Origin of the sequence: Pseudoalteromonas sp. S554 (assembly GCF_005930865.1) — a bacterium.
GTDB classification, from domain to species: Bacteria; Pseudomonadota; Gammaproteobacteria; order Enterobacterales; family Alteromonadaceae; genus Pseudoalteromonas; species Pseudoalteromonas marina.
The window spans coordinates 1-22,432 of the sequence record NZ_PNDV01000053.1 but is presented as its reverse complement, the minus strand read 5'-3'; the positions used below and the strand labels follow the sequence as shown (position 1 = coordinate 22,432).

Here is a 22,432-nt window from a genome sequence, read left to right as displayed (position 1 = left end):
CAGCCCTAAGATGACAATGTTCTTATTAAATTTTGATAATCTTCTTTAATTTCGTGACTTTCATCACGTAACGATTTTATTTTACGACACGCATGTAAAACCGTTGTATGGTCACGGCCACCAAACGCGTCTCCAATCTCAGGTAAACTGTGATTGGTTAATTCTTTAGACAGCGCCATAGCAACCTGACGAGGCCTTGCTATAGAGCGGCTTCGGCGTTTAGAAAGTAAATCCGAGACACGAATTCGATAATATTCAGCCACTGTACGCTGTATATTATCAATTGTGACGAGCTTATCTTGCAGCGCCAATAAGTCACGCAATGCTTCTTTTACAAAGTCGATAGAAATAGGACGTCCAGTGAAGTTTGCATTTGCAATTACACGGTTAAGTGCGCCTTCAAGTTCACGTACATTTGAACGTAATTTTTTTGCAATGAAAAAAGCCACTTCATGAGGTAAGTTTATTTTACTCTGCTGCGCCTTTTTCATCAAAATGGCTACACGTGTTTCAAGCTCTGGAGGCTCAATAGCAATTGTTAATCCCCAACCAAAACGAGACTTAAGCCTGTCTTCTACCCCTTCAATTTCTTTAGGGTAACGGTCAGAAGTTAAAATAATTTGCTGATTACCTTCAAGCAACGCATTAAAGGTATGAAAAAACTCTTCTTGAGAACGTTCTTTATTGGCAAAAAATTGAATGTCATCAATCATTAATGCATCAACACTACGGTAATAACGTTTAAATTCTTCTATTGCATTATTTTGTAGTGCTTTAACCATATCTTGTACAAAACGCTCTGAATGCATATACACAATTTTAGCATCAGGCTTATTTGCCATAATGCCATTACCTACAGCATGGAGTAAGTGCGTTTTACCTAAGCCCGTACCACCGTATATAAATACAGGGTTAAATGCAGAGCCAGGGTTATCGGCCACTTGAGTTGCAGCCGCTTTTGCTAATTGGTTAGATTTACCCTCAACAAAACTATCAAAGGTGTAGTTTTCTTTAATGTTTGATTTATAGCCCGATTTAGGTGCGGGTTCAACAACCGGTTTTTGCTCACGCGGCTGTTGCTTTGCTGATGCTTGAATACTAGGTGCAGGCTGTGTTTCTGTAGCAGGTGCAACCTGTGTATTTAAAAGTGGTTTGCTACCTACATCAAAACGAAGTTCCGGTGCTTCGTCACCACAAATCTCGACGAGTAGTTCGTTAATGCGGTTAAGGTATTTTTCTCTCACCCAATCAAGCACAAAGCGATTAGGTGCATAAATAGTCAGAGTATCTTCGGTACTTTCTGCTTGAAGTGGTCTTACCCACATACTGAACTGCTGCGAAGGCAATTCATCTTGCAATACATATAAACAACTTTGCCAAACCGACAGATACACAGTTAAACTCCCAGAGATATAATTTTTATTCCCGCACATCAAAAATGGTTAAAAACCATGCATTTATTGCGTTTAAATAGCCAAATAAGCGGCCCAAGACCAAGTATTATGAAGGCACTTTATCCACAAGTAAAAGGCTGATTTTTATAAAATTATGTATAACGACATGAAAAAAAGCTAACAACCTGATTTAATTAAATTTTTAATTATTAGCCTGATAACAGATCATAACAAAATAACACCAAGATCGCGAACCAATTTTACGATCCAATTTACTTTTCCCCCGCTTTTATTCACTTTTTATACAAGGGCTGTGGAAAACTTCTTATTTATGATGATCCTACTAGATCGCGCTTTACTATCACTAACTGCCTGCTTAATAAACACGGTGCTTAACGCGTAATTATTATTGACTTTAGGTCGTTTCATCTATAATATCTCGCGCTCGCAATGGCACCTGTGCCAGGATCGCGACCTGCATAGGATGTTTTAACTTTAACCGATCGGATGAGATTGTTATGAAAAGAACTTTTCAACCTAGCGTTTTAAAACGCAAACGTGCACACGGTTTCCGTGCTCGCATGGCAACTGTAAATGGCCGTAAAGTATTAGCACGTCGCCGCGCTAAAGGCCGCAAAGTTCTTTCTGCTTAATTTATAAGTGGAAGACTTTAGCTTTGGCAGGGAGTTACGTCTGTTAACTCCCTCGCATTACTCTCGTATATTTAACGAACCCGCTCGGGCTGCAACTCCTTACTTTACTCTATTAGCTAAACCCAATGACCAAGAAAAACCTAGGTTAGGACTTACTGTTGCTAAAAAACGTGTAAAAAAGGCATGCCAACGAAACCGTATTAAACGTCTTGCTCGCGAAAGTTTTCGTTTAAATCAACACAACATCGATAACATTGATATTGTGCTTATGGTTAAAAATGGCATTGACGAGCAGTCTAATGAAGAATTAACCAAGCAACTGACCAAGTTATGGCGAAAAATCAACGAACGCTGTAAACCAGGTGCGCCTAAGCCTCCACCCTTTAAGAAACGCCCAAACAAATCAGCTAAATCTAATAAACAAACCCAATAGCAATAGAATTACAGGGTTAATTAATGTATCTTTAGCTCACCTTTTAATCATGCATTTAAAATTTCCAATAGAGCCTTTAAATACATGATATCTATCTCACTAAATTTAACTAGGGGCATAAACATCATGAGGTTACTCAAACCACTTGTTGCTTTACCGACATTATGTTTAGTGTTATTGATCCGCGGTTATCAAAAGTGGATTAGCCCGCTATTAGGTCCGCATTGTCGTTTTAATCCAAGCTGCTCACATTACGCAATTCAAGCAATAAAATTGCATGGATTGATAAAAGGAAGTTGGTTAGCATTAAAACGCATATTAAAATGCCATCCTTTACATTCAGGTGGTGATGACCCAGTACCTGAAAAAATAACCCATATTAACCACCAACACGAGAAATAAGAGCTGTTATGGAATCGCAACGCACGTTTTTATTCATTGGCCTAATGCTAGTGTCGTTTTTATTGTTCCAAGAATGGAATAATGATTATAACCAGCCAAAAGTCGATCCAAGTGCCACAACACAAACGCAACAAGCAAATTCAACTGAATCGGATGATTTTATACCTTCATCGTCAGACTCTGGCTTACCGGCTTCAACAACATTAGCTAAACGTTCTGTTATAGAAATAACAACAGACGTATTTAAAGTTAAAATCGACACCAAAGGTGGTGATATTGTTGAATCGGACTTACTTCAATACGAAGAAGTGAAAGGCGAAGAAACACCTTTCATGCTGCTGGGTGAATTTGAGGGTAATCAATACTTTTCACAAAGTGGTTTAATTGGTTTAAATGGCCCAGACGCATCTGCAAACGGTCGCCCTACTTACCACAGCGAACAAACGTCTTATACCTTAACAGGTGATGAGTTACGCGTACCGTTACAGTTTACTGATAGCAACGGTGTTAGCTTTACTAAAACGTATGTATTTAAAAAAGGTCAATATGATGTTGGCTTAGAATACACAGTAAACAATACAACCAGTGCTCCTATTCAAGTGCAGCTTTACACACAAGTTAAGCGCACAGTACAAGAAAAAGGCAGCTTAGTTGATCAAAACTATTTAGGTGCAGCTTACGGTACAGACGAAGAACCATACGAAAAGTATAGCTTTTCTGACATGGCCGACAAAAACCTAAATGAAAGCACGCAAGGTGGTTACATTGCATTTATTCAACATTACTTTGTAAGTGCGTGGGTACCAAAGCAAGACCAAACCAACACCCTTTATAGCTTAATTACAAGCAGTAACGCCGCTATCATTGGTACAAAAGCAGAACCTGTTAATGTTCAAGCCGGTTCAGAGCAAACCATTACTTCTATTTACTACATGGGCCCTAAAGAGTCTGATGTATTAGAAGCGCTTCACCCTGACTTAGACCTAACTGTAGACTACGGCTGGTTATGGTTTATTTCACAGCCACTATTTGTATTACTAAAATGGCTTTACAGTATTCTTGGTAACTGGGGTTTAGCAATTATTGCTATCACTATTATTGTTAAATCATTGATGTACCCGCTAACTAAAGCGCAATACACGTCAATGGCTAAAATGCGTGCCCTTCAACCAAAAATGGCAGCTCTTAAAGAAAAGTATGGTGATGACCGTCAAAAGTTCGGTCAAGCTACTATGGAGATGTACAAAAAAGAGAAAGTAAACCCAATGGGTGGTTGTTTCCCTATTTTGCTACAAATGCCTATTTTCTTAGCGTTGTTTTATGTATTTTTAGAATCAACAGAACTTCGCCATGCTGAGTTTATGCTTTGGTTAACTGATTTATCAGCACAAGACCCATACTACGTATTACCAATTTTATTTGGTGCTAGTATGTTTATAACTCAAAAGCTTCAACCTATGACGGTTACCGATCCAATGCAGCAAAAAATGATGACCTTTATGCCGGTTATCTTCTCTGTATTCTTCTTATGGTTCCCATCAGGCTTAGTACTTTACTGGTTAGTATCTAATCTTATTTCAATCGCGCAAATGCTTTATATTTATCGCGGTATGGAAAAGAAAGGAATAAAAGTAAGAGGCTAACTTAGCCCTACTTATTATAAAGGCGACTTAGGTCGCCTTTTTTATTGCCCATTTTTTATCAGAGCATTCGCGAGTGGTAATTTCATAGGTTACAATAGCGCCATAACGTACACATTGTTGGTAAATTAAATAGCATGATCAATCAAGACACAATTGCAGCACAAGCAACCGCACCTGGGCGTGGTGGTGTTGGTATTATTCGGGTTTCTGGCAGCCTTGCCAAAAGCGTTGCTGAAAAAGTTATTGGTAAAATACCAAAAGTGAGATACGCCGATTATGTACCATTTAAAAACTTAAATGGCGATCAGCTTGACCAAGGTATTGCCATTTATTTTGCCGGACCTAACTCATTTACTGGTGAAGATGTACTTGAGTTGCAAGGTCATGGTGGCCCAGTTGTGCTTGATATGCTACTTAAAGAAATTAGCAAAATAGAAGGTGTACGTTTAGCAAAACCAGGTGAGTTTTCAGAGCGTGCATTTATGAACGACAAGCTTGATTTAACCCAAGCAGAAGCAATTAGTGACCTAATTAATGCCACCAGTGAACAAGCAGCTAAAAGCGCCTTACAATCACTTCAAGGTGAGTTTTCTAAACACATTGAAACACTGGTTGAAAAAGTAATTCATCTTCGTATGTACGTAGAAGCAGCAATCGACTTTCCAGATGAAGAAATAGACTTTTTGTCAGATGGCAAAGTATCGGGCGATCTAAACGCAATTATAAACCAATTAAACACCGTAACTGACCAAGCTAAACAGGGAAGCATAATGCGCGAAGGTATGCGTGTTGTGATTGCAGGTCGTCCTAACGCGGGTAAATCAAGCTTACTAAATGCCCTAGCAGGCAGAGAAGCAGCAATCGTAACCGAAATAGCAGGTACCACCCGCGACGTACTGCGCGAACACATCCATATTGATGGCATGCCACTGCATATTATCGATACCGCAGGTCTTCGTGAAAGCCCTGACCGCGTAGAGCAAATAGGTATTGAGCGCGCATGGGATGAAATAAACCAAGCCGACCGCGTTTTATTTATGCTTGATGGCACCGATACTGTAGACACCGACCCACATAAAATTTGGCCAGAGTTTATGGCAAAATTACCAAAAGGTATGGGGGTTACAGTGATCAGAAACAAAGCCGATTTATCGGGTGATATTGTAGGCTTGGATGAAAACCAACAATACCCGGTCATAAGTTTAAGTGCTAAAAACGCTGAAGGTATAGAGCTCGTACGTGAACATTTAAAGGCCTGTATAGGTTTTGACGGCGCAACAGAAGGTGGCTTTATGGCTCGTCGCCGTCATTTAGACGCTTTAGAAAGCGCAGCTTATCATTTAGATACGGGTAAAACGCAGCTTGAAATGCATGTTGCGGGTGAAATTTTGGCCGAAGAGCTGCGCCTAACGCAGCAATTTTTAAACGAAATAACCGGTGAGTTTACTTCAGACGATCTACTTGGAAAAATATTTAGCTCGTTCTGTATTGGTAAATAAAAGACCTAACAATTAAATAATTAAAAATTAAGGGCGTAAAAAACGCCCTTTTTTACTGCCTAAATTAAGCCTTTCTATATCAACATATGGGTATTTTTAGATAAGCTGAGTGCTATTTTAGGCTCTTATTTTCTCTAAATTAGTATCTTTAAATGCTTATTAATGGCCTACTTTACAAGATATAACCGCCTATTTAAGGTGATATATCTCCCACATACGAATAAGTTAAGCCACTATAATTAACCTTAAAACAAGCTGAAATCACTGTTTTTAATATTTTATTAGCTAAAATTGCAGCCTTATTTGGCTTTATATCAAAAAATAAGGCGATCACAAGTGTGTATTGATCGCGCTATCCACCAGCTCAAACATGTAAATGCATGATCGAATATCACAAAAACTTTAAATTTAGTCAGATCAGTTATCCACAATTTCCATTTTTTGGACAAAAATCCAAAATTTTTTAGCTGAAATACACGTTATTAGCTCTATTTTTAGTAAAAAGCGGCCGTTATAAAAACTATTTTGATATTTATTTAATAAGATCATATTTAATTGATCGTTATTTAAAATTATTTTCGATCTAAATAATCGGTTATCAACACCCTTTATATCCACACAATGATCAACATTACTTCTATATTAAACATTCATCATAATTGGACTTACAAAAGCTTAAAATCAATAACTTACAAAATTTTAGTTACATAGAACATAAAGTTAAACAGAACTTCCCCCAATCTTATTAACAGTTTGATCAGAAGGTTACATTTGAAGGTATTATTTTACATATATATAAATCAACAACTTAAAAAAACTTTAAACAATGATCTAAAAATTAGACTAAAAATAGTTATCCAAACCCACACTCTTCCCTTTACTGCAGTTTGTACTCGGCTATCATAGGCAGCAATTAAAACTAATGCGATCATAACTAATCATGAGTTCAGTAAATATTATTGTGGGCAGCCAAATGGGATCGGCCGAGTATGTTGCGGAGCAATTAAGCGATGAGCTAAATAACCAAGGTATTACAACCCAACTCCATGATCAGCCAAAATTTAATGAAATAGATCAACACAATACGCTCTGGTTAATATGTACATCTACTTATGGCGCAGGTGATTATCCCGATAATCTTTTAAGCTTTGTAGAACAAGTAGCGCAATCAACTGATTTGAAGCATTTAAAGTTTTCGGTTATTGCATTAGGTGATACCAGCTACGACACATATAACTTAGCAGGGCGCAATATAGAAGCACTACTAAGCAAAAAAGGCGCTATAAAAGTGGCTGAACGCTTAGAGTTAAATATATTAGACGAGTCACTCCCTGAAGACACAGCCCTCGCTTGGTTAGACACTTGGGTTACCCAAACAGGTTTAAAATAAAGAGATCAAGTAAAATCTCATATAAAAGTTACTCACAATTTACTAATAATTTAATTAATAATGTGGATAAAGTTTGAATAAACTGCATTTTAAAGCATGCTTATCCATGGGATAAGATCTAACTAATCTCCCCCTGTGCATAAAGTGGCTTTTTGATCAGTGCTTATTTGTGGGATGATCCGATCATATTAACACCTTTAGATCTGATCTAATTTAATGTTTTTAAACAAGATCTAAAGCTTATCAACAGAAAACCCGATCAGTAGTAGTAATAGTATTAAAAGATCTTTTTAAAAGATCCTTTATATTATTAGAGATCACTTACTTAGATCTGAGCACAGTTTAATCATTTATCTTCTGCTCATTTCTAGGTAGAATACGCTCCCTTTTGAAGTTTACCGGTTTGATTTAAGTAGGATCCCATTAATGATTTTTCATGAAAATTTTGACGTTATCGTAGTAGGTGGTGGACATGCAGGCACTGAAGCCGCATTGGCAGCTGCCCGTATGGGGATGAATACCCTGCTACTGACTCACAATATGGATACCCTTGGTCAAATGTCTTGTAACCCAGCAATTGGTGGGATAGGCAAAGGTCATTTGGTAAAAGAAATTGACGCGCTTGGCGGTGCAATGGCACAAGCTATTGATAAAGGCGGGATCCAATTTCGTACTTTAAATTCTTCAAAGGGACCTGCGGTTCGTGCAACCCGTGCACAAGCTGATCGCGCTTTGTATAAAGCGGCTATTCAAACCACATTACAAAATCAAGAAAACTTAAAAATATTTCAGCAGTCGTGTGATGATCTTATTGTTGAAAACGATCGAGTAACCGGCGTAGTAACTCAAATGGGGTTACGTTTTAGTGCACCTAGTGTAGTACTTACCGTAGGTACATTTTTAGGTGGCCAAATACATATTGGTTTAGAAAATTACAAAGGCGGACGTGCAGGCGATCCACCATCAATAGCTTTAGCACAACGATTACGTGAACAGCCTTTTAGAGTAGATCGTTTAAAAACAGGTACTCCACCACGTATTGATGCGCGTACGGTTGATTTTAGCAAAATGCAGGAGCAACCAGGCGATGCCCCTACACCTGTATTTTCATTTTTAGGTAAACAAAGTGACCACCCGCAACAAATACCGTGTTACATCACTTACACAAATGAAAAAACACATGATGTTATACGCAAAAACTTGCATCGTTCACCTATGTACTCAGGTGTTATTGAAGGCATTGGTCCACGTTACTGCCCATCTATTGAAGATAAAATTGTTCGCTTTGCAGATAAAGACAAACACCAAATATTTGTAGAGCCAGAGGGTTTAACATCTTACGAGCTTTACCCTAATGGTATTTCGACAAGTCTACCGTTTGATGTGCAATTAGAAATAGTGCAATCGATCACAGGTTTTGAAAATGCACATATTTGCCGACCAGGTTATGCTATTGAATACGATTACTTTGATCCACGTGATTTAAAACAATCACTAGAAACTAAATTTATTGAAGGCTTATTCTTTGCAGGCCAAATAAACGGAACTACTGGCTACGAAGAAGCGGGTGCACAAGGCTTAATTGCTGGTATGAACGCGGCACTTAAAGTGCAAGGTAAAGATTCGTGGACGCCACGTCGTGACGAAGCATACGTTGGTGTATTAATTGACGACTTAGCAACGCTTGGTACAAAAGAACCTTACCGTATGTTTACCAGCCGTGCTGAATACCGTTTATTGTTGCGTGAAGATAATGCCGATATTCGTTTAACTGAAAAAGGCCGTGAGCTAGGTTTAGTTAACGATGAGCGCTGGCAGGCATTTAACGAAAAAATGGAAATTATCGAAAAAGAAAAACAACGTATAAAAGACACGTGGATTCACAAAGATCATACTGTTGTTGATCAAGTAAACGCTTTATTAAAAGCTCCATTAACGCGTGAAGCAAGTTTAGAAGAATTACTACGCCGCCCAGAGATCCGTTATGATGATCTAATGGCTATTGAAGGCTTAGGATCTGAATTTACAAATAAAGCGGCTTTAGAGCAGGTTGAGATCCATACAAAATACGCAGGTTACATTGCGCGTCAGCAGGATGAGATCAATAAACAGCTTCGCCATGAAGAAACAATATTACCAAAAGAGTTTGATTATAAAACCGTATCAGGTTTATCAAACGAGGTAGTGGCAAAATTAGAAGAGTCTCGTCCGGACACTATTGGTCAGGCTTCGCGTATTTCTGGTATCACACCAGCAGCTATTTCGTTATTATTAGTGTATCTGAAGAAGCAAGGCTTATTACGCAAATCTGCGTAACGGTAAGGGCACCTAGTGTTACAACAACAATTAACTACATTGTTAGCGCAAACTGATATTGCGCTAACAGAAAAACAACAGCAACAGCTTGTTCGTTACGTTGAACTATTGGATAAGTGGAACAAAGCGTATAACTTAACCTCAGTACGTTTACCTCAAGAAATGATGGTAAAGCATATTATGGATAGCCTTGTTGTTGCACCTCATTTACCCGGTCATCATTATATTGATGTTGGTACAGGCCCTGGGCTTCCTGGTATTGTATTAGCTATTGCACTTCCTGATACCCAATTCGTGTTACTCGACAGCTTAGGTAAACGTGTACGCTTTTTAATGCACGTAAAGCATGAACTTGGGCTTGATAATGTTACCCCGGTACAGTCAAGAGTTGAAGAATATCAACCAAGTGTTAAATTAGATGGCGTACTCAGTCGTGCATTTGCATCATTACAAGATATGGTTGACTGGTGTTCACACCTAATTGATCAATCTGGCCATTTTATTGCGCTTAAAGGCGTTTACCCTAGCGAAGAGTTAGAGTCATTACCCGCTGGCGTAAAGTTTGAGAAAAAAATTGCATTAGAAGTACCTGAGTTAGATGCACAACGACATTTAATTATTCTTTCTAAAGACTAGGGATCAGAGACACTGTGGCAAAAGTCATCGCATTAGCAAATCAAAAAGGGGGTGTAGGTAAAACTACGACCGCTGTTAATCTCGCTGCGTCTATGGCCGCAACGAAGCGTAAAGTGCTGTTAATTGATCTCGACCCGCAAGGTAATGCCACTATGGGCAGTGGGGTAGATAAATATGGCGACGTGCCCACTATTTACGACCTACTTATTGAAGATAAGCCTATTGAAGACGTAATCATTAAAGAAACATCTGGCGAATACCATATGATTGCAGCAAACGGAGACGTAACCGCTGCCGAAGTTAAACTAATGGAATTATTTGCCCGTGAAGTGCGTCTTCGTAATGCACTTGAAAAAATTCAGGACCAATACGAGTTTATATTTATAGACTGCCCGCCTTCATTAAACATGTTAACTGTTAATGCTATGGCCGCTGCAGATTCTATTTTAGTACCAATGCAATGTGAATATTATGCACTGGAAGGCCTAACAGCATTAATGGATACCATTACGCAATTGGCTAAATTAGTAAATCCTGAATTAAAAATTGAAGGCATATTACGCACTATGTACGATCCGCGTAACCGTCTAGCAAACGACGTTTCAGAACAATTAAAACAACATTTTGGTGATAAAGTGTATCGCACTGTGATCCCACGAAATGTTCGTCTAGCTGAGGCGCCAAGTTTTGGCGCACCTGCTATGTACTACGACAGAGCATCAAGTGGCGCAAAAGCGTATTTGGCACTTGCCGGTGAAATGCTGCGCAGAAAAGAAAAAACAGCGTCCGTTGTCGCCTAACTTTGAGGTAAAAAAATAACATGTCTGCTAAAAAACGAGGTTTAGGCCGAGGACTCGATGCACTTTTAAGTTCGTCTAAGCCTGCACCGAGCGCCAGCAAGGAACAAGACACACAAAACGTAACAGAGGTTGTCCAAAGCACAGTTAGTGCTACAGATAACCCGTTACAAACATTGCCTATTGAGTTTTTGCATTCAGGCAAGTACCAACCTCGTAAAGACATGTCTGAAGAGGCACTCGAAGAACTCGCCAGCTCTATTCGCTCACAAGGAATTATTCAACCTATTGTTGTGCGCCCTATTGCCCACAATAGCTATGAAATTATTGCCGGTGAACGTCGTTGGCGCGCAGCGCAAATTGCAAAACTAGACGCAGTTCCATGTATTATTAAAGATGTACCCGATGAAGCCGCCGTTGCTATAGCACTGATTGAAAATATTCAGCGTGAAGATTTAAATGCAATGGAAGAAGCGGTTGCGCTTAATCGTTTATTAAATGAGTTTGAATTAACACATCAGCAAGTGGCTGATGCAGTTGGCAAATCAAGAACCACCGTAACAAACTTATTACGTTTAAATAATTTAAATAGTGATGTAAAAATTCTGTTAGAACATGGTGACATAGAAATGGGCCATGCGCGTTGTTTACTCGCACTTGAAGGCGAAGCGCAGTCTGACGCAGCACGAACTGCCGTTGCAAAGGGACTAACAGTAAGAGAAACTGAAAAGCTAGTGCGTGCAATTTTAGAACCTGCACCCGCCAAGCAAGAACACCAAAAAGACCCAGATGTTAAACAGTTAGAACAACAATTAGCTGAAAACCTAGGTGCTAAAGTAGAGATAAACTACAACAAAAAAGGCAAAGGTAAATTGGTTATTTCATATACTAATTTAGACGAGCTTGACGGCATTTTGAATCGTATTAATCACGACAATACCCACCATTGATCTATTACATGTCTAAAAAGAGACATTTGTAGCAAATTTGTGTTACAAACACTCTACTCAAGTTGCAAAACTGGCAGGATACAGTATAATTTCGCCAGTTTTCACACCCTAACGATTTGAACGCCATTAAGGTTAACAAAAAGTGAATAATAAGTTAGCAAGTCCGTATAGGCTTGCCGCATTTAAACTAATTTGTCTTCAGGGTGTTGTAGCATTATTTGCTGCCGTAATTATTTTTATTGGTTTGGGAGTTGAAGCCAGTCTGTCAGCGTTAGCTGGTGGTGCAGTTGCGATACTTCCTCACTGTGTTTTTGCACTTTACGCATTCCGATTTATGGGGGCGAGTCGTGCAGAACAAGCGTATAACGCGTTAAAACGCGGTAACGCACTAAAGTTTATGCTGACAATCATATTGTTTGCGCTAGTACTAAAGCATTTTCCGGTAGTTCTACTGCCCTTTTTTAGTATCTATGTACTGGCTTTATTCACTGGATTGTTTGCACCCGTTTTTTTTAAACATTAACTTTTGGGATATAACATGGCTGCAGAAGAAGTTACTCTATCTAGCCATATCCAGCACCACTTAACCAATGCTAAGATGTGCTCGACCGACGCCGGTCTAGCCTTCAATAAAGCATGTACGGACAGTGGTTTTTGGACATGGCATGTAGATACCCTCGCATGGTCAATCGGACTAGGTCTTATCTTTTTATGGATCTTCCGTAGTGCCGCTAAAAAATCAACATTGGGCGTACCAGGTAAATTTCAGTGTTTCATTGAAATGATAGTTGAGTTCGTTGGCGACAACGTACGTGATACTTTCCATGGTAAAAGCAAGCTGATTGCACCATTAGCATTAACGATATTCGTTTGGATATTCTTAATGAACTTAATGGATTTAATCCCAGTTGACTTCTTACCTGCATTTGCTGGTTTAGTAGGTGAGCAAGCCTTTGGCATGGACTCACACGACGTATACATGAAAATTGTACCAACAACAGATATAAACTTAACTGCAGCGCTGGCGCTAGGTGTGTTTATATTAATGATTGGTTACTCAATTAAAATTAAAGGTATCGGCGGTTTTATTAAAGAGCTAACACTTCACCCGTTTAGTTCAAACAATACAGCTATGCAGATTCTTTTAATCCCATTCAATCTATTACTAGAGCTTATCGCATTGGTTTCTAAGCCATTTTCACTGGCGCTGCGTTTGTTCGGTAACTTATATGCAGGTGAACTAATCTTCATCCTTATAGGTGCGATTGGCTTAATGCAACTACCGTTGCACTTTGTTTGGGCTGTATTCCATATATTAGTAATCGTATTGCAAGCATTCGTATTCATGATGCTAACAATCGTATACCTAAGCATGGCAAGTTCAGATAATCACTAATTTATAACTTTTAATTTTTACTTTTAATTACAATTGAAACTTTGGAGAAAAAAATGGAACTAGTATTAGGTCTTAAGTACATCGCAGTAGCTTTACTTATCGGCTTCGGTGCAATCGGTACAGCAATCGGTTTTGGTAACATGGGCGGTAAATTCCTTGAAGCATGTGCGCGTCAACCTGAGCTTGCACCATCGCTACAAGTTAAAATGTTTATCCTTGCTGGTCTAATCGATGCTGTAGCAATGATTGGTGTTGGTATCGCGATGGTATTGTTGTTCGTACTTTAATTTTATTTTTTGAACAGCTTACTATTTAAGGAGGAGCGGTTGTGAACTTAAACGCCACTCTTATCGGTGAATTAATTGCGTTTACGGTGTTCGTACTTTTTTGTATGAAGTTCGTATGGCCACCACTAAACGGTGCAATTGAAGCTCGCCAGAAGAAAATCGAAGATGGTTTAGCTGCCTCTGATAGAGCCGAAAAAGACTTAGAACTTGCGCAACAAAAAGCTGCAGAACAGCTTAAAGATGCAAAAGCTCAAGCGGCTGATATCATTGATCAAGCTAAAAAGCGTGCCGTGCTAATTGTTGACGAAGAAACAGTTCGTGGACAAGAAGAGCGTGAAAAAATTATTGCTCAAGGGCACTCTGAAATTGAATCAGAGCGTAACCGTGTGACAGAAGAGCTACGTAAGCAAGTAGCAACACTGGCTGTGGTTGGCGCAGAGAGAATTTTAGAGCGTGAAATCAATCAAGCCGCACATAGTGACATCGTTGAAAAACTTGTCGCTGAGCTGTAATTAGGAGGGTATGAGCATGTCTGAATTGACTACTATCGCTCGCCCATACGCTAAAGCGGCTTTTGAACTTGCCGTTGAAAAAGGCGCTATTGAAAGCTGGAATGACATGTTGTTTTTCGCTGGCCACGTTGCCAGCGACGAGCAAGCATCAGCCATTTTAGCTGGATTGCCTACTGCTTCTGCACAAGCTGAGTTATTTATTAACTTATGCGCAGAGCAGCTCAACGAACAAGGTCAGAACCTAGTGAAGGTGATGGCTGAAAATGGACGTTTGATTGCACTGCCTGAGGTTGCACAGTTATTCGCTGCGTTTAAAGCAGAGTATGACAAAGAAATCGATGTAGACGTGATTTCGGCAACCCCTCTTACTGCAGCGCAGCAAGAGTCATTGGTAGCGACACTTGAAAAACGTTTCGCACGCAAAGTTAAGCTGAATTGTAGTGAAGACGCGTCAGTAGTTGGCGGCCTTATTATTAAGGCAGGCGACACTGTAATCGACGGCTCTGTACGCGGAAAATTAAACCGCTTAGCCACAACACTACAATCGTAATTGGGAAAAAGAGCATGCAACTTAATTCCACTGAAATTTCAGAACTAATCAAACAACGTATTGAGAAGTTCGAAGTTGTAAGTGAAGCTCGTAACGAAGGTACAATTGTATCTGTTACTGACGGTATCATCCGCATCCACGGTCTAGCTGACTGTATGCAAGGTGAGATGATTGAGCTTCCTGGCAACCGTTATGCTATCGCACTAAACCTTGAGCGCGACTCAATTGGTGCAGTAGTAATGGGTCCATACGCTGACCTTACTGAAGGCGTAAAAGTATACACAACTGGTCGTATCTTAGAAGTTCCTGTTGGTGCTGGCTTACTTGGTCGTGTTGTAAACACGCTAGGTGCTCCTATCGACGGTAAAGGCGCTTTAGACAACGACGGGTTTGAACCTGTAGAAAAAATTGCACCAGGTGTAATCGAGCGTCAATCTGTAGATGAGCCAGTACAAACTGGTTACAAATCTATTGATGCGATGATTCCAGTTGGTCGTGGTCAGCGTGAGCTTGTAATCGGTGACCGCCAAACAGGTAAAACTGCACTAGCAATCGATGCGATCATCAACCAAAAAGACACAGGCGTTAAGTGTGTGTACGTAGCGGTTGGTCAAAAAGCATCTACTATTGCTAACGTAGTACGTAAATTAGAAGAGCACGGTGCACTTGCAAATACTATCGTAGTTGTAGCATCTGCTTCTGAGTCTGCGGCACTTCAGTACTTAGCACCGTTCTCGGGCTGTACTATGGGTGAATACTTCCGTGACCGTGGTGAAAACGCATTAATCGTATATGATGATTTATCTAAGCAAGCTGTTGCTTACCGTCAAATCTCATTGCTACTTAAGCGTCCACCAGGTCGTGAAGCATACCCAGGTGACGTATTCTACCTTCACTCGCGTCTTTTAGAGCGTGCATCGCGTGTAAACGCTGATTACGTTGAAAAGTTCACTAACGGTGAAGTGAAAGGACAAACTGGTTCATTGACGGCATTGCCAATCATTGAAACTCAAGGCGGCGACGTTTCTGCGTTCGTACCGACTAACGTTATCTCTATCACCGATGGTCAGATCTTCTTAGAAACTGACTTATTCAACTCAGGTATCCGTCCGGCAGTAAACGCTGGTATCTCGGTATCGCGTGTTGGTGGTGCTGCACAAACTAAAATCGTTAAGAAACTAGGTGGCGGTATCCGTCTAGCCCTAGCTCAGTACCGTGAATTAGCTGCGTTCTCGCAGTTCGCGTCTGACCTTGACGATGCTACACGTGCTCAACTTGAGCATGGTGAGCGTGTAACAGAGCTAATGAAGCAGAAACAGTACGCGCCAATGTCTGTTGCTGAAATGTCTTTGTCGTTATTTGCAGCTGAGAAAGGTTATCTTAAAGATATCGAAATCGCTAAAATCATGGATTTCGAAGCAGCTTTACTTTCTTACGCAAGTAGCACATACGCAGAGCTTGTGGCTCAAATCAATGAAACTGGTAACTACAACGCCGAGATCGAAGCGCAGCTTAAAGAACTTCTAGAGAAGTTCAAGTCTACGCAAACTTGGTAATTTAGTTATTAATGGTGCGCTTTAGTTTACTAAAGCACACCTTGATTCGGAGAGAGAGTCATGGCCAGCGGAAAAGAGATTAAAAGCAAGATCGGGAGTATTAAAAATACTCAAAAGATCACTAGCGCAATGGAAATGGTTGCTGCGTCTAAAATGAAAAAGGCGCAAGAACGAGTGGCTTCAAGCCGTCCATACGCTGACAAATTACGCAAAGTGATTGGTCGTGTTGCTCAAGCAAATCTTGATTTTACTCACCCGTTCTTAGAAGAACGTGAAGTAAAACGAGTTGGTTATATTGTTATCTCTACTGACCGTGGTCTATGTGGCGGCTTAAACTCAAACGAGTTTAAGAAAGTTGCATTAGACATAAAAGCATGGAAAGAAAAAGGTGTAGACGCAGAGTTTGCAACTTTAGGCAGCAAAGCTGCTGGTTTCTTTCAACGCTTTGGTGGTCAAGTGCTTGCTAAAAAAGCAGGCCTAGGAGATAAACCTTCAGTACAAGACGTTATTGGTCCTGTAAAAGTAATGCTTGATGCATTCTCTGAAGGTAAAATTGACCGTTTATTCCTGGTATATAACAACTTCGTTAATACCATGAAGCAAGAGCCAACAATAGATCAGTTACTCCCTTTGCCAAAAGCTGAAGAAGAAGTATCTGCCCACACATGGGACTACTTATACGAACCTAGCCCAGACGCTATTTTAGAGTCTTTGTTAGTTCGCTTTGTAGAATCTCAGGTATACCAAGGTGTGGTTGAGAATGCTGCCTCTGAACAGGCTGCCCGTATGGTTGCGATGAAAGCCGCAACTGATAACGCTGGCGACCTTATGGATGAGTTACAGCTTGTTTACAACAAGGCCCGCCAAGCGGCAATCACACAAGAAATTAGTGAGATTGTTTCTGGTTCAGCCGCAGTTTAATGCTTCAGGCAAAGATTAACGAGAGGAATAGACATGAGTTTAGGTAAGGTCGTCCAAATTATCGGTGCCGTTGTGGATATTGAATTTTCACAAGACAACGTGCCAGCCGTATATGACGCGCTAAAAGTAACAGATGGCGATTTAGCTGGTTTGACTCTAGAAGTTCAACAGCAGCTAGGTGGCGGTGTGGTACGTACTATCGCACTAGGTACTACAGACGGTTTACGTCGTGGTGCAGCAGTATCAAACACAGGTGAAGCGATTCAAGTTCCAGTTGGTAAAGCAACACTTGGTCGTATCATGAACGTACTTGGTGAGCCAATCGATGAAGCTGGCCCAATCGGCGAAGAAGACCGTATGTCTATTCACCGTGCAGCGCCTTCATACGAAGAGCAATCAAGTTCAGTAGAACTTTTAGAAACAGGTATCAAGGTAATCGACCTTGTATGTCCGTTTGCTAAAGGTGGTAAAGTTGGTTTATTCGGTGGTGCCGGTGTTGGTAAAACCGTAAACATGATGGAACTTATCCGTAACATCGCAATCGAGCACAGCGGCTACTCAGTATTCGCAGGTGTTGGTGAGCGTACTCGTGAGGGTAACGATTTCTACCATGAAATGAACGATTCAAACGTACTTGATAAAGTATCGCTTGTATACGGTCAGATGAACGAGCCTCCAGGTAACCGTTTACGCGTAGCGTTAACAGGTCTTACTATGGCTGAAAAGTTCCGTGACGAAGGTCGCGACGTACTTTTCTTCGTAGATAACATCTACCGTTACACACTTGCGGGTACAGAAGTATCAGCACTACTTGGTCGTATGCCATCAGCGGTAGGTTACCAGCCTACACTAGCTGAAGAAATGGGTGTACTTCAAGAGCGTATCGCATCTACTAAGACAGGTTCAATCACATCAATCCAAGCGGTATACGTACCTGCGGATGATTTAACGGATCCATCTCCAGCAACAACGTTTGCTCACTTAGATGCAACAGTAGTACTTTCACGTGATATCGCATCACTTGGTATTTACCCAGCGGTAGATCCACTTGATTCATCTTCACGTCAACTTGACCCATTAGTAATTGGTCAAGAGCACTACGATACAGCGCGTGGCGTTCAAACAGTTCTTCAGCGTTACAAAGAACTTAAAGACATCATCGCAATCCTAGGTATGGACGAGCTTTCTGACGAAGATAAGCAACTTGTATCTCGTGCACGTAAAATCCAACGTTTCCTATCTCAGCCGTTCTTCGTGGCAGAGGTATTTACAGGTGCGTCAGGTAAATACGTTTCACTTAAAGACACAATTGCTGGCTTCAAAGGCATTTTAAACGGTGAGTTTGATGACCTTCCAGAGCAAGCGTTCTACATGGTTGGCTCTATCGAAGAAGCTCAAGAAAAAGCCAAAAGCATGTAATTAGGAGGGTAGTATGGCAGCTATGACTGTACATCTTGACGTAGTAAGCGCAGAGCAGAACTTGTTTTCTGGTTTGGTTGAATCGATTCAAGTATCTGGTAGTGAAGGTGAGCTTGGTGTTAATGCCGGTCACGCGCCACTACTAACTGCCCTTAAACCTGGTATGGTGCGTTTAGTTAAGCAATTTGGTGAAGAAGAACTCATCTATATTGCTGGCGGTACACTAGAAGTTCAACCGAACATAGTGACCGTACTTGCAGACACAGCCGTTCGTGGTGAAGACCTAGACGAACAAGCTGCAGAGCAAGCTAAACGTGACGCTGAAGCGCAAATGGCAAAAGGTGCATCGTCAGAGCTTGATTATAATCAAGCGGCAATGCAGCTAGCTGAAGCGGTAGCACAACTACGTGTTATTCAGCAATTACGTAAAAAGTAAGCCTATCTGGTTTATAAAAAGCCCACTTTAAAGTGGGCTTTTTTGTGCTTGTTGCTAAGTTCCGTGTTTAAATTTAAGCTTTTTTTAGTCGTCGAAGTTATTAACTGAGCTTTTCACTTATATCCTTCACCAATCCTCGCTACAATAACGCTATTCAATTAAGTCTATTTTTCAGTCAAGATTCAGTGCTAGCAAATTAGTTTACTGAGTATTTGCACAGGGCGTGACTTACGCAATCTTCTGCATAAACAGACTTGTTAACTAAAACAACGGAAAAAGGAAATTGTTTTAATGGCTCTAACTACAGTAATTCTTGCTGCGGGTAAAGGTACTCGTATGCGCTCTGCTCTACCAAAAGTGCTGCATAAAGTGGCAGGTAAACCTATGGTGCAGCATGTTATTGATAACGCAAAGGCACTGGGTGCAACAACCACTAATTTAGTTTACGGACACGGCGGCGAACTATTACAACAACAACTTGCCGATAACGATGTAAAGTGGGTACTGCAAGCAGAGCAACTTGGTACTGGCCATGCAGTAGCACAAGCAAACCCTCATATTAACGATGACGATACTGTATTGGTTTTATACGGCGATGTTCCTTTAACTAAGCAATCAACGCTTGAGCGCTTATTAGCTGCAACACCAAAAAATGGGCTAGCGGTATTAACCGTTAACTTGGTTAATCCAAATGGCTACGGTCGTATGCTACGTGAAAGTGGCAAGCTTGTAGGTATTGTTGAGCAAAAAGATGCAAGTGCAGAACAGTTACTAATTAGCGAAGTAAACACCGGTATTATGGCGGTTAATGGCAAACTGTTAAAAACCTGGTTAGGCAACTTATCTAACAATAATGCGCAAGGCGAATACTACCTAACTGATATAGTGGCAATGGCGCACAGTGAAGGTGTAGAAATTACATCGGCTCAGCCAGATCATGCAATGGAAGTTGAAGGCGCAAACAACCGCGTACAACTAGCAGGGTTAGAGCGTGCTTACCAAGCATGGCTAGCAGAAGAGTTAATGTTAAATGGTGCTACCCTCGCCGACCCTGCCCGTATTGATGTACGTGGCAATGTTAAAACAGGCGAAGACGTATTAATTGATATAAACGTTATTTTTGAAGGTAATGTAACTCTTGGCAATAACGTACACATTGGCCCTAATTGCGTCCTTAAAAACTGTACCATTGGCGATAACGTGGTAATAAAAGCTAATACCCTTATTGAAGATGCAAGCGTAGCGGCTAAATGTACACTTGGCCCTTATGCACGCCTTCGCCCAGGTGCGGTAATGGAAGAAGACTCTCACATTGGTAACTTTGTTGAGATGAAAAAAACGCGTTTAGGTAAAGGCTCTAAAGCTAATCACTTAAGTTATTTAGGTGATGCTGAAATTGGCGAAAAGGTGAATATTGGCGCAGGCACTATTACTTGTAACTACGATGGTGTTAATAAAGCAAAAACCATTATTGGCGATAACGCTTTTATTGGCTCTAACTCATCACTTGTTGCTCCTGTAAACATTGGTTCTACTGCAACTGTGGGAGCAGGCTCTGTGATCACTAGCACTGTTGAAGACGAGCAGCTGGCAATAGCACGTTCAAAGCAACGTAATTTAACTGGCTGGAAACGACCAGTTAAAAAATAATAATTAAAGGCTACTTAGGTAGCCTTTTTTATTGCAGCTTAAGTTTAAATTGATCTTTATAACGCCTAGAAAGGTTGAGCACTTTACCTGTAGTTAGTTTTATTGCGCTGTCGCCGCTGGGGAGTGGTGTAATGCATTCTACTTTATCGAGTTTTACGCCATGACTTCGGTGAATCCTACAAAAGCCCTGCACTTCTAGTTGTTTACTTAATTCAGTGAGCGTCACTCTTAAAGGGTAAATGGACGTGCCAATGTGTAAGTTTACATAATTACCTGAAGATTCTAGCCAATCCACGTCGTCAATTTTTATAATAAATTCTTTACCCCGCTTTTTAACTAATAAGCGATTTATAGTGTCAGTACTGTGTTGCGCACCTTCATCAATAGATGAAGCCTCTCCCAACAGCTGTTTAACAATATACTGATAAACTTTAATAAGGGTGATAAAGAATAAAAAGCTTATCGCATCTTTTTGGTATTCATATAAAAATTCAAACCAGCTGAGGCCAAAGTTGTAGTGAAGTTCGTTCAACCAATAAATGAGCTTCCGTCCTCCAACCATTACACTAATATGGAATACGCTGAAAATAATAGACGCTACAAAGTAAGTGCACAGCGAAAGCGCAATATTATGCCAATTAAAAGGTACTTTTTTTAATAGCCACACTACAGCCGGAAATATAAGTAACGTGCTAAATGCACTTGAATATTCCCATATAAACGGCTCCCATATTAAAAAAGGAAGTGCGCCGTCTCTTTGCGCCTCCATTATTTGAGTTGTCGCATTAACCGTATTGTTTATTACAACGTAGCTAAACAGGAGTACCGCGGCATAAAAAGTTTGAAAACGTTGAAAGTGTTGAAGGTTCATTATGTGTGCTTTTATATTTATAGGCGACAGTTATCCCTGTATACCACCTTTTATCACTATTGCTTGTAATATAAGCACTTATGTATAGTTTTTGCGAGTTATTTTAAGTTAACTACTGGTATCACAAACACATTGGTTAACGTATGAGTACTCAATTAAACGCAATACAATCTGCGCACTCTCGGCATTACTTTATTGATTGGTTGAGAGTAATTGCATTTGCGACTCTCATTTTTTATCACATAAGTATGTTGTATAGCCAAAATTGGGGGTTTCATTTTAAAAGTAATTATACGTCTGAACACGTAGAGTATTTTATGTTGCTGTTTTCCCCTTGGAGAATGCTGCTTATTTGGTTTATATCAGGGGTAGCACTTCGTTTTATGCTTGATAAAGTAAGTGGCTATAAATTATGTGCCTTATTTGTTTTAAAGCGTTCTATTTTCATATTACTCCCCCTGCTGGTGGGGTTATGGTTAATTGTGCCTTTTCAGCTTTATGCCGAAATGCATCAACAAGGCGTTATAGATATGACGTATTGGCAGTTCTATTTAGCGTTTTTAGATACCAGTAATAGCATATTTGTTAATTACCAATCTGGAGTATGGCGATAAAGCAACAATTCGTCTGTAATTTCCAGTTTACCCTCTGATTTCACCTATTCAGCTCCATCCATGGTCAGGTACTTTTTACCAGAGCTCCATTCTTCCGATATCTCCAT

General features: G+C 40.3%; 22 protein-coding genes and 1 pseudogene. 21 read left to right on the top strand and 2 right to left on the bottom strand.

The annotated features are described in order from the left end of the window. Positions 1 to 5: 5 nt before the first annotated feature. Positions 6 to 1,394 (bottom strand): chromosomal replication initiator protein DnaA, encoded by a 1,389-nt coding sequence (gene dnaA / locus CWB65_RS12875; RefSeq protein ID WP_010558115.1) that lies wholly within the window; start codon positions 1,392 to 1,394, stop codon positions 6 to 8. Positions 1,395 to 1,912: 518 nt separating this feature from the next. On the opposite strand from dnaA, the gene rpmH reads away from it, so the two are divergent. From rpmH to glmU, 20 genes are all read left to right on the top strand, one after another. Next, positions 1,913 to 2,047 carry a 50S ribosomal protein L34 gene (rpmH, locus tag CWB65_RS12870; protein ID WP_004335215.1) on the top strand — a complete coding sequence of 45 codons (135 nt, stop codon included), beginning with the start codon at positions 1,913 to 1,915 and terminating at the stop codon, positions 2,045 to 2,047. 7 nt (positions 2,048 to 2,054) lie between these two features. Next, the gene (gene rnpA, locus CWB65_RS12865) at positions 2,055 to 2,480 is read left to right on the top strand and encodes a ribonuclease P protein component (RefSeq protein WP_006793978.1); all 426 of its coding nucleotides are present in this window, start codon (positions 2,055 to 2,057) and stop codon (positions 2,478 to 2,480) included. A 126-nt stretch (positions 2,481 to 2,606) separates the two neighbouring features. Then, on the top strand, positions 2,607 to 2,882 hold the full coding sequence (yidD, locus tag CWB65_RS12860; RefSeq protein ID WP_006793977.1) for a membrane protein insertion efficiency factor YidD: 276 nt from the start codon (positions 2,607 to 2,609) through the stop codon (positions 2,880 to 2,882). Positions 2,883 to 2,890: 8 nt separating this feature from the next. Then, a complete protein-coding gene (gene yidC, locus CWB65_RS12855; RefSeq protein WP_039038502.1) occupies positions 2,891 to 4,525 on the top strand; it encodes a membrane protein insertase YidC in 1,635 nt (544 codons plus the stop codon). A 134-nt stretch (positions 4,526 to 4,659) separates the two neighbouring features. Further along, positions 4,660 to 6,024, top strand: coding sequence for a tRNA uridine-5-carboxymethylaminomethyl(34) synthesis GTPase MnmE (gene mnmE / locus CWB65_RS12850; protein WP_008130768.1), 1,365 nt, complete (start codon positions 4,660 to 4,662; stop codon positions 6,022 to 6,024). A 940-nt stretch (positions 6,025 to 6,964) separates the two neighbouring features. Next, positions 6,965 to 7,414, top strand: a complete 450-nt coding sequence (mioC, locus tag CWB65_RS12845) for an FMN-binding protein MioC (protein WP_006793961.1) — start codon at positions 6,965 to 6,967, stop codon at positions 7,412 to 7,414. 426 nt (positions 7,415 to 7,840) lie between these two features. Further along, the gene (gene mnmG, locus CWB65_RS12840) at positions 7,841 to 9,730 is read left to right on the top strand and encodes a tRNA uridine-5-carboxymethylaminomethyl(34) synthesis enzyme MnmG (RefSeq protein ID WP_006793960.1); all 1,890 of its coding nucleotides are present in this window, start codon (positions 7,841 to 7,843) and stop codon (positions 9,728 to 9,730) included. Between the two features lie 15 nt (positions 9,731 to 9,745). Continuing rightward, positions 9,746 to 10,366 carry a 16S rRNA (guanine(527)-N(7))-methyltransferase RsmG gene (gene rsmG / locus CWB65_RS12835; RefSeq protein ID WP_008130761.1) on the top strand — a complete coding sequence of 207 codons (621 nt, stop codon included), beginning with the start codon at positions 9,746 to 9,748 and terminating at the stop codon, positions 10,364 to 10,366. A gap of 14 nt (positions 10,367 to 10,380) precedes the next feature. Then, positions 10,381 to 11,166 carry a ParA family protein gene (locus CWB65_RS12830; protein ID WP_006793958.1) on the top strand — a complete coding sequence of 262 codons (786 nt, stop codon included), beginning with the start codon at positions 10,381 to 10,383 and terminating at the stop codon, positions 11,164 to 11,166. Positions 11,167 to 11,186: 20 nt separating this feature from the next. Further along, positions 11,187 to 12,113, top strand: coding sequence for a ParB/RepB/Spo0J family partition protein (locus CWB65_RS12825; protein WP_008130759.1), 927 nt, complete (start codon positions 11,187 to 11,189; stop codon positions 12,111 to 12,113). A 142-nt stretch (positions 12,114 to 12,255) separates the two neighbouring features. Continuing rightward, positions 12,256 to 12,636 (top strand): ATP synthase subunit I, encoded by a 381-nt coding sequence (locus tag CWB65_RS12820; RefSeq protein WP_006793956.1) that lies wholly within the window; start codon positions 12,256 to 12,258, stop codon positions 12,634 to 12,636. Positions 12,637 to 12,651: 15 nt separating this feature from the next. Beyond that, positions 12,652 to 13,509, top strand: coding sequence for a F0F1 ATP synthase subunit A (atpB, locus tag CWB65_RS12815; protein ID WP_006793955.1), 858 nt, complete (start codon positions 12,652 to 12,654; stop codon positions 13,507 to 13,509). Positions 13,510 to 13,562: 53 nt separating this feature from the next. Further along, entirely contained in the window at positions 13,563 to 13,796 is a 234-nt protein-coding gene (gene atpE, locus CWB65_RS12810; protein WP_004335261.1) for a F0F1 ATP synthase subunit C, read from the top strand. A gap of 41 nt (positions 13,797 to 13,837) precedes the next feature. Further along, complete coding sequence (gene atpF / locus CWB65_RS12805; RefSeq protein WP_006793953.1) at positions 13,838 to 14,308, top strand: F0F1 ATP synthase subunit B; 471 nt, start codon at positions 13,838 to 13,840, stop codon at positions 14,306 to 14,308. Positions 14,309 to 14,324: 16 nt separating this feature from the next. Then, a complete protein-coding gene (gene atpH / locus CWB65_RS12800; protein WP_006793952.1) occupies positions 14,325 to 14,858 on the top strand; it encodes a F0F1 ATP synthase subunit delta in 534 nt (177 codons plus the stop codon). A gap of 14 nt (positions 14,859 to 14,872) precedes the next feature. Further along, positions 14,873 to 16,414 (top strand): F0F1 ATP synthase subunit alpha, encoded by a 1,542-nt coding sequence (atpA, locus tag CWB65_RS12795; protein ID WP_006793951.1) that lies wholly within the window; start codon positions 14,873 to 14,875, stop codon positions 16,412 to 16,414. Between the two features lie 60 nt (positions 16,415 to 16,474). Further along, the gene (gene atpG, locus CWB65_RS12790) at positions 16,475 to 17,335 is read left to right on the top strand and encodes a F0F1 ATP synthase subunit gamma (RefSeq protein ID WP_008130741.1); all 861 of its coding nucleotides are present in this window, start codon (positions 16,475 to 16,477) and stop codon (positions 17,333 to 17,335) included. Positions 17,336 to 17,368: 33 nt separating this feature from the next. After that, positions 17,369 to 18,754, top strand: a complete 1,386-nt coding sequence (gene atpD / locus CWB65_RS12785) for a F0F1 ATP synthase subunit beta (RefSeq protein ID WP_006793949.1) — start codon at positions 17,369 to 17,371, stop codon at positions 18,752 to 18,754. A gap of 13 nt (positions 18,755 to 18,767) precedes the next feature. Then, positions 18,768 to 19,190, top strand: a complete 423-nt coding sequence (locus tag CWB65_RS12780; RefSeq protein ID WP_006793948.1) for a F0F1 ATP synthase subunit epsilon — start codon at positions 18,768 to 18,770, stop codon at positions 19,188 to 19,190. 291 nt (positions 19,191 to 19,481) lie between these two features. Next, the gene (glmU, locus tag CWB65_RS12775; RefSeq protein ID WP_008130740.1) at positions 19,482 to 20,840 is read left to right on the top strand and encodes a bifunctional UDP-N-acetylglucosamine diphosphorylase/glucosamine-1-phosphate N-acetyltransferase GlmU; all 1,359 of its coding nucleotides are present in this window, start codon (positions 19,482 to 19,484) and stop codon (positions 20,838 to 20,840) included. Positions 20,841 to 20,868: 28 nt separating this feature from the next. Here the strand turns inward: glmU and CWB65_RS12770 are convergent, their stop codons facing one another. Next, entirely contained in the window at positions 20,869 to 21,711 is an 843-nt protein-coding gene (locus CWB65_RS12770; RefSeq protein WP_008130739.1) for a LytR/AlgR family response regulator transcription factor, read from the bottom strand. Positions 21,712 to 21,854: 143 nt separating this feature from the next. Here CWB65_RS12770 and CWB65_RS20065 point away from each other — a divergent pair. Then, positions 21,855 to 22,319: pseudogene (locus CWB65_RS20065) on the top strand (acyltransferase family protein); the annotation flags it as partial. Between the last annotated feature and the right edge of the window lie 113 nt (positions 22,320 to 22,432).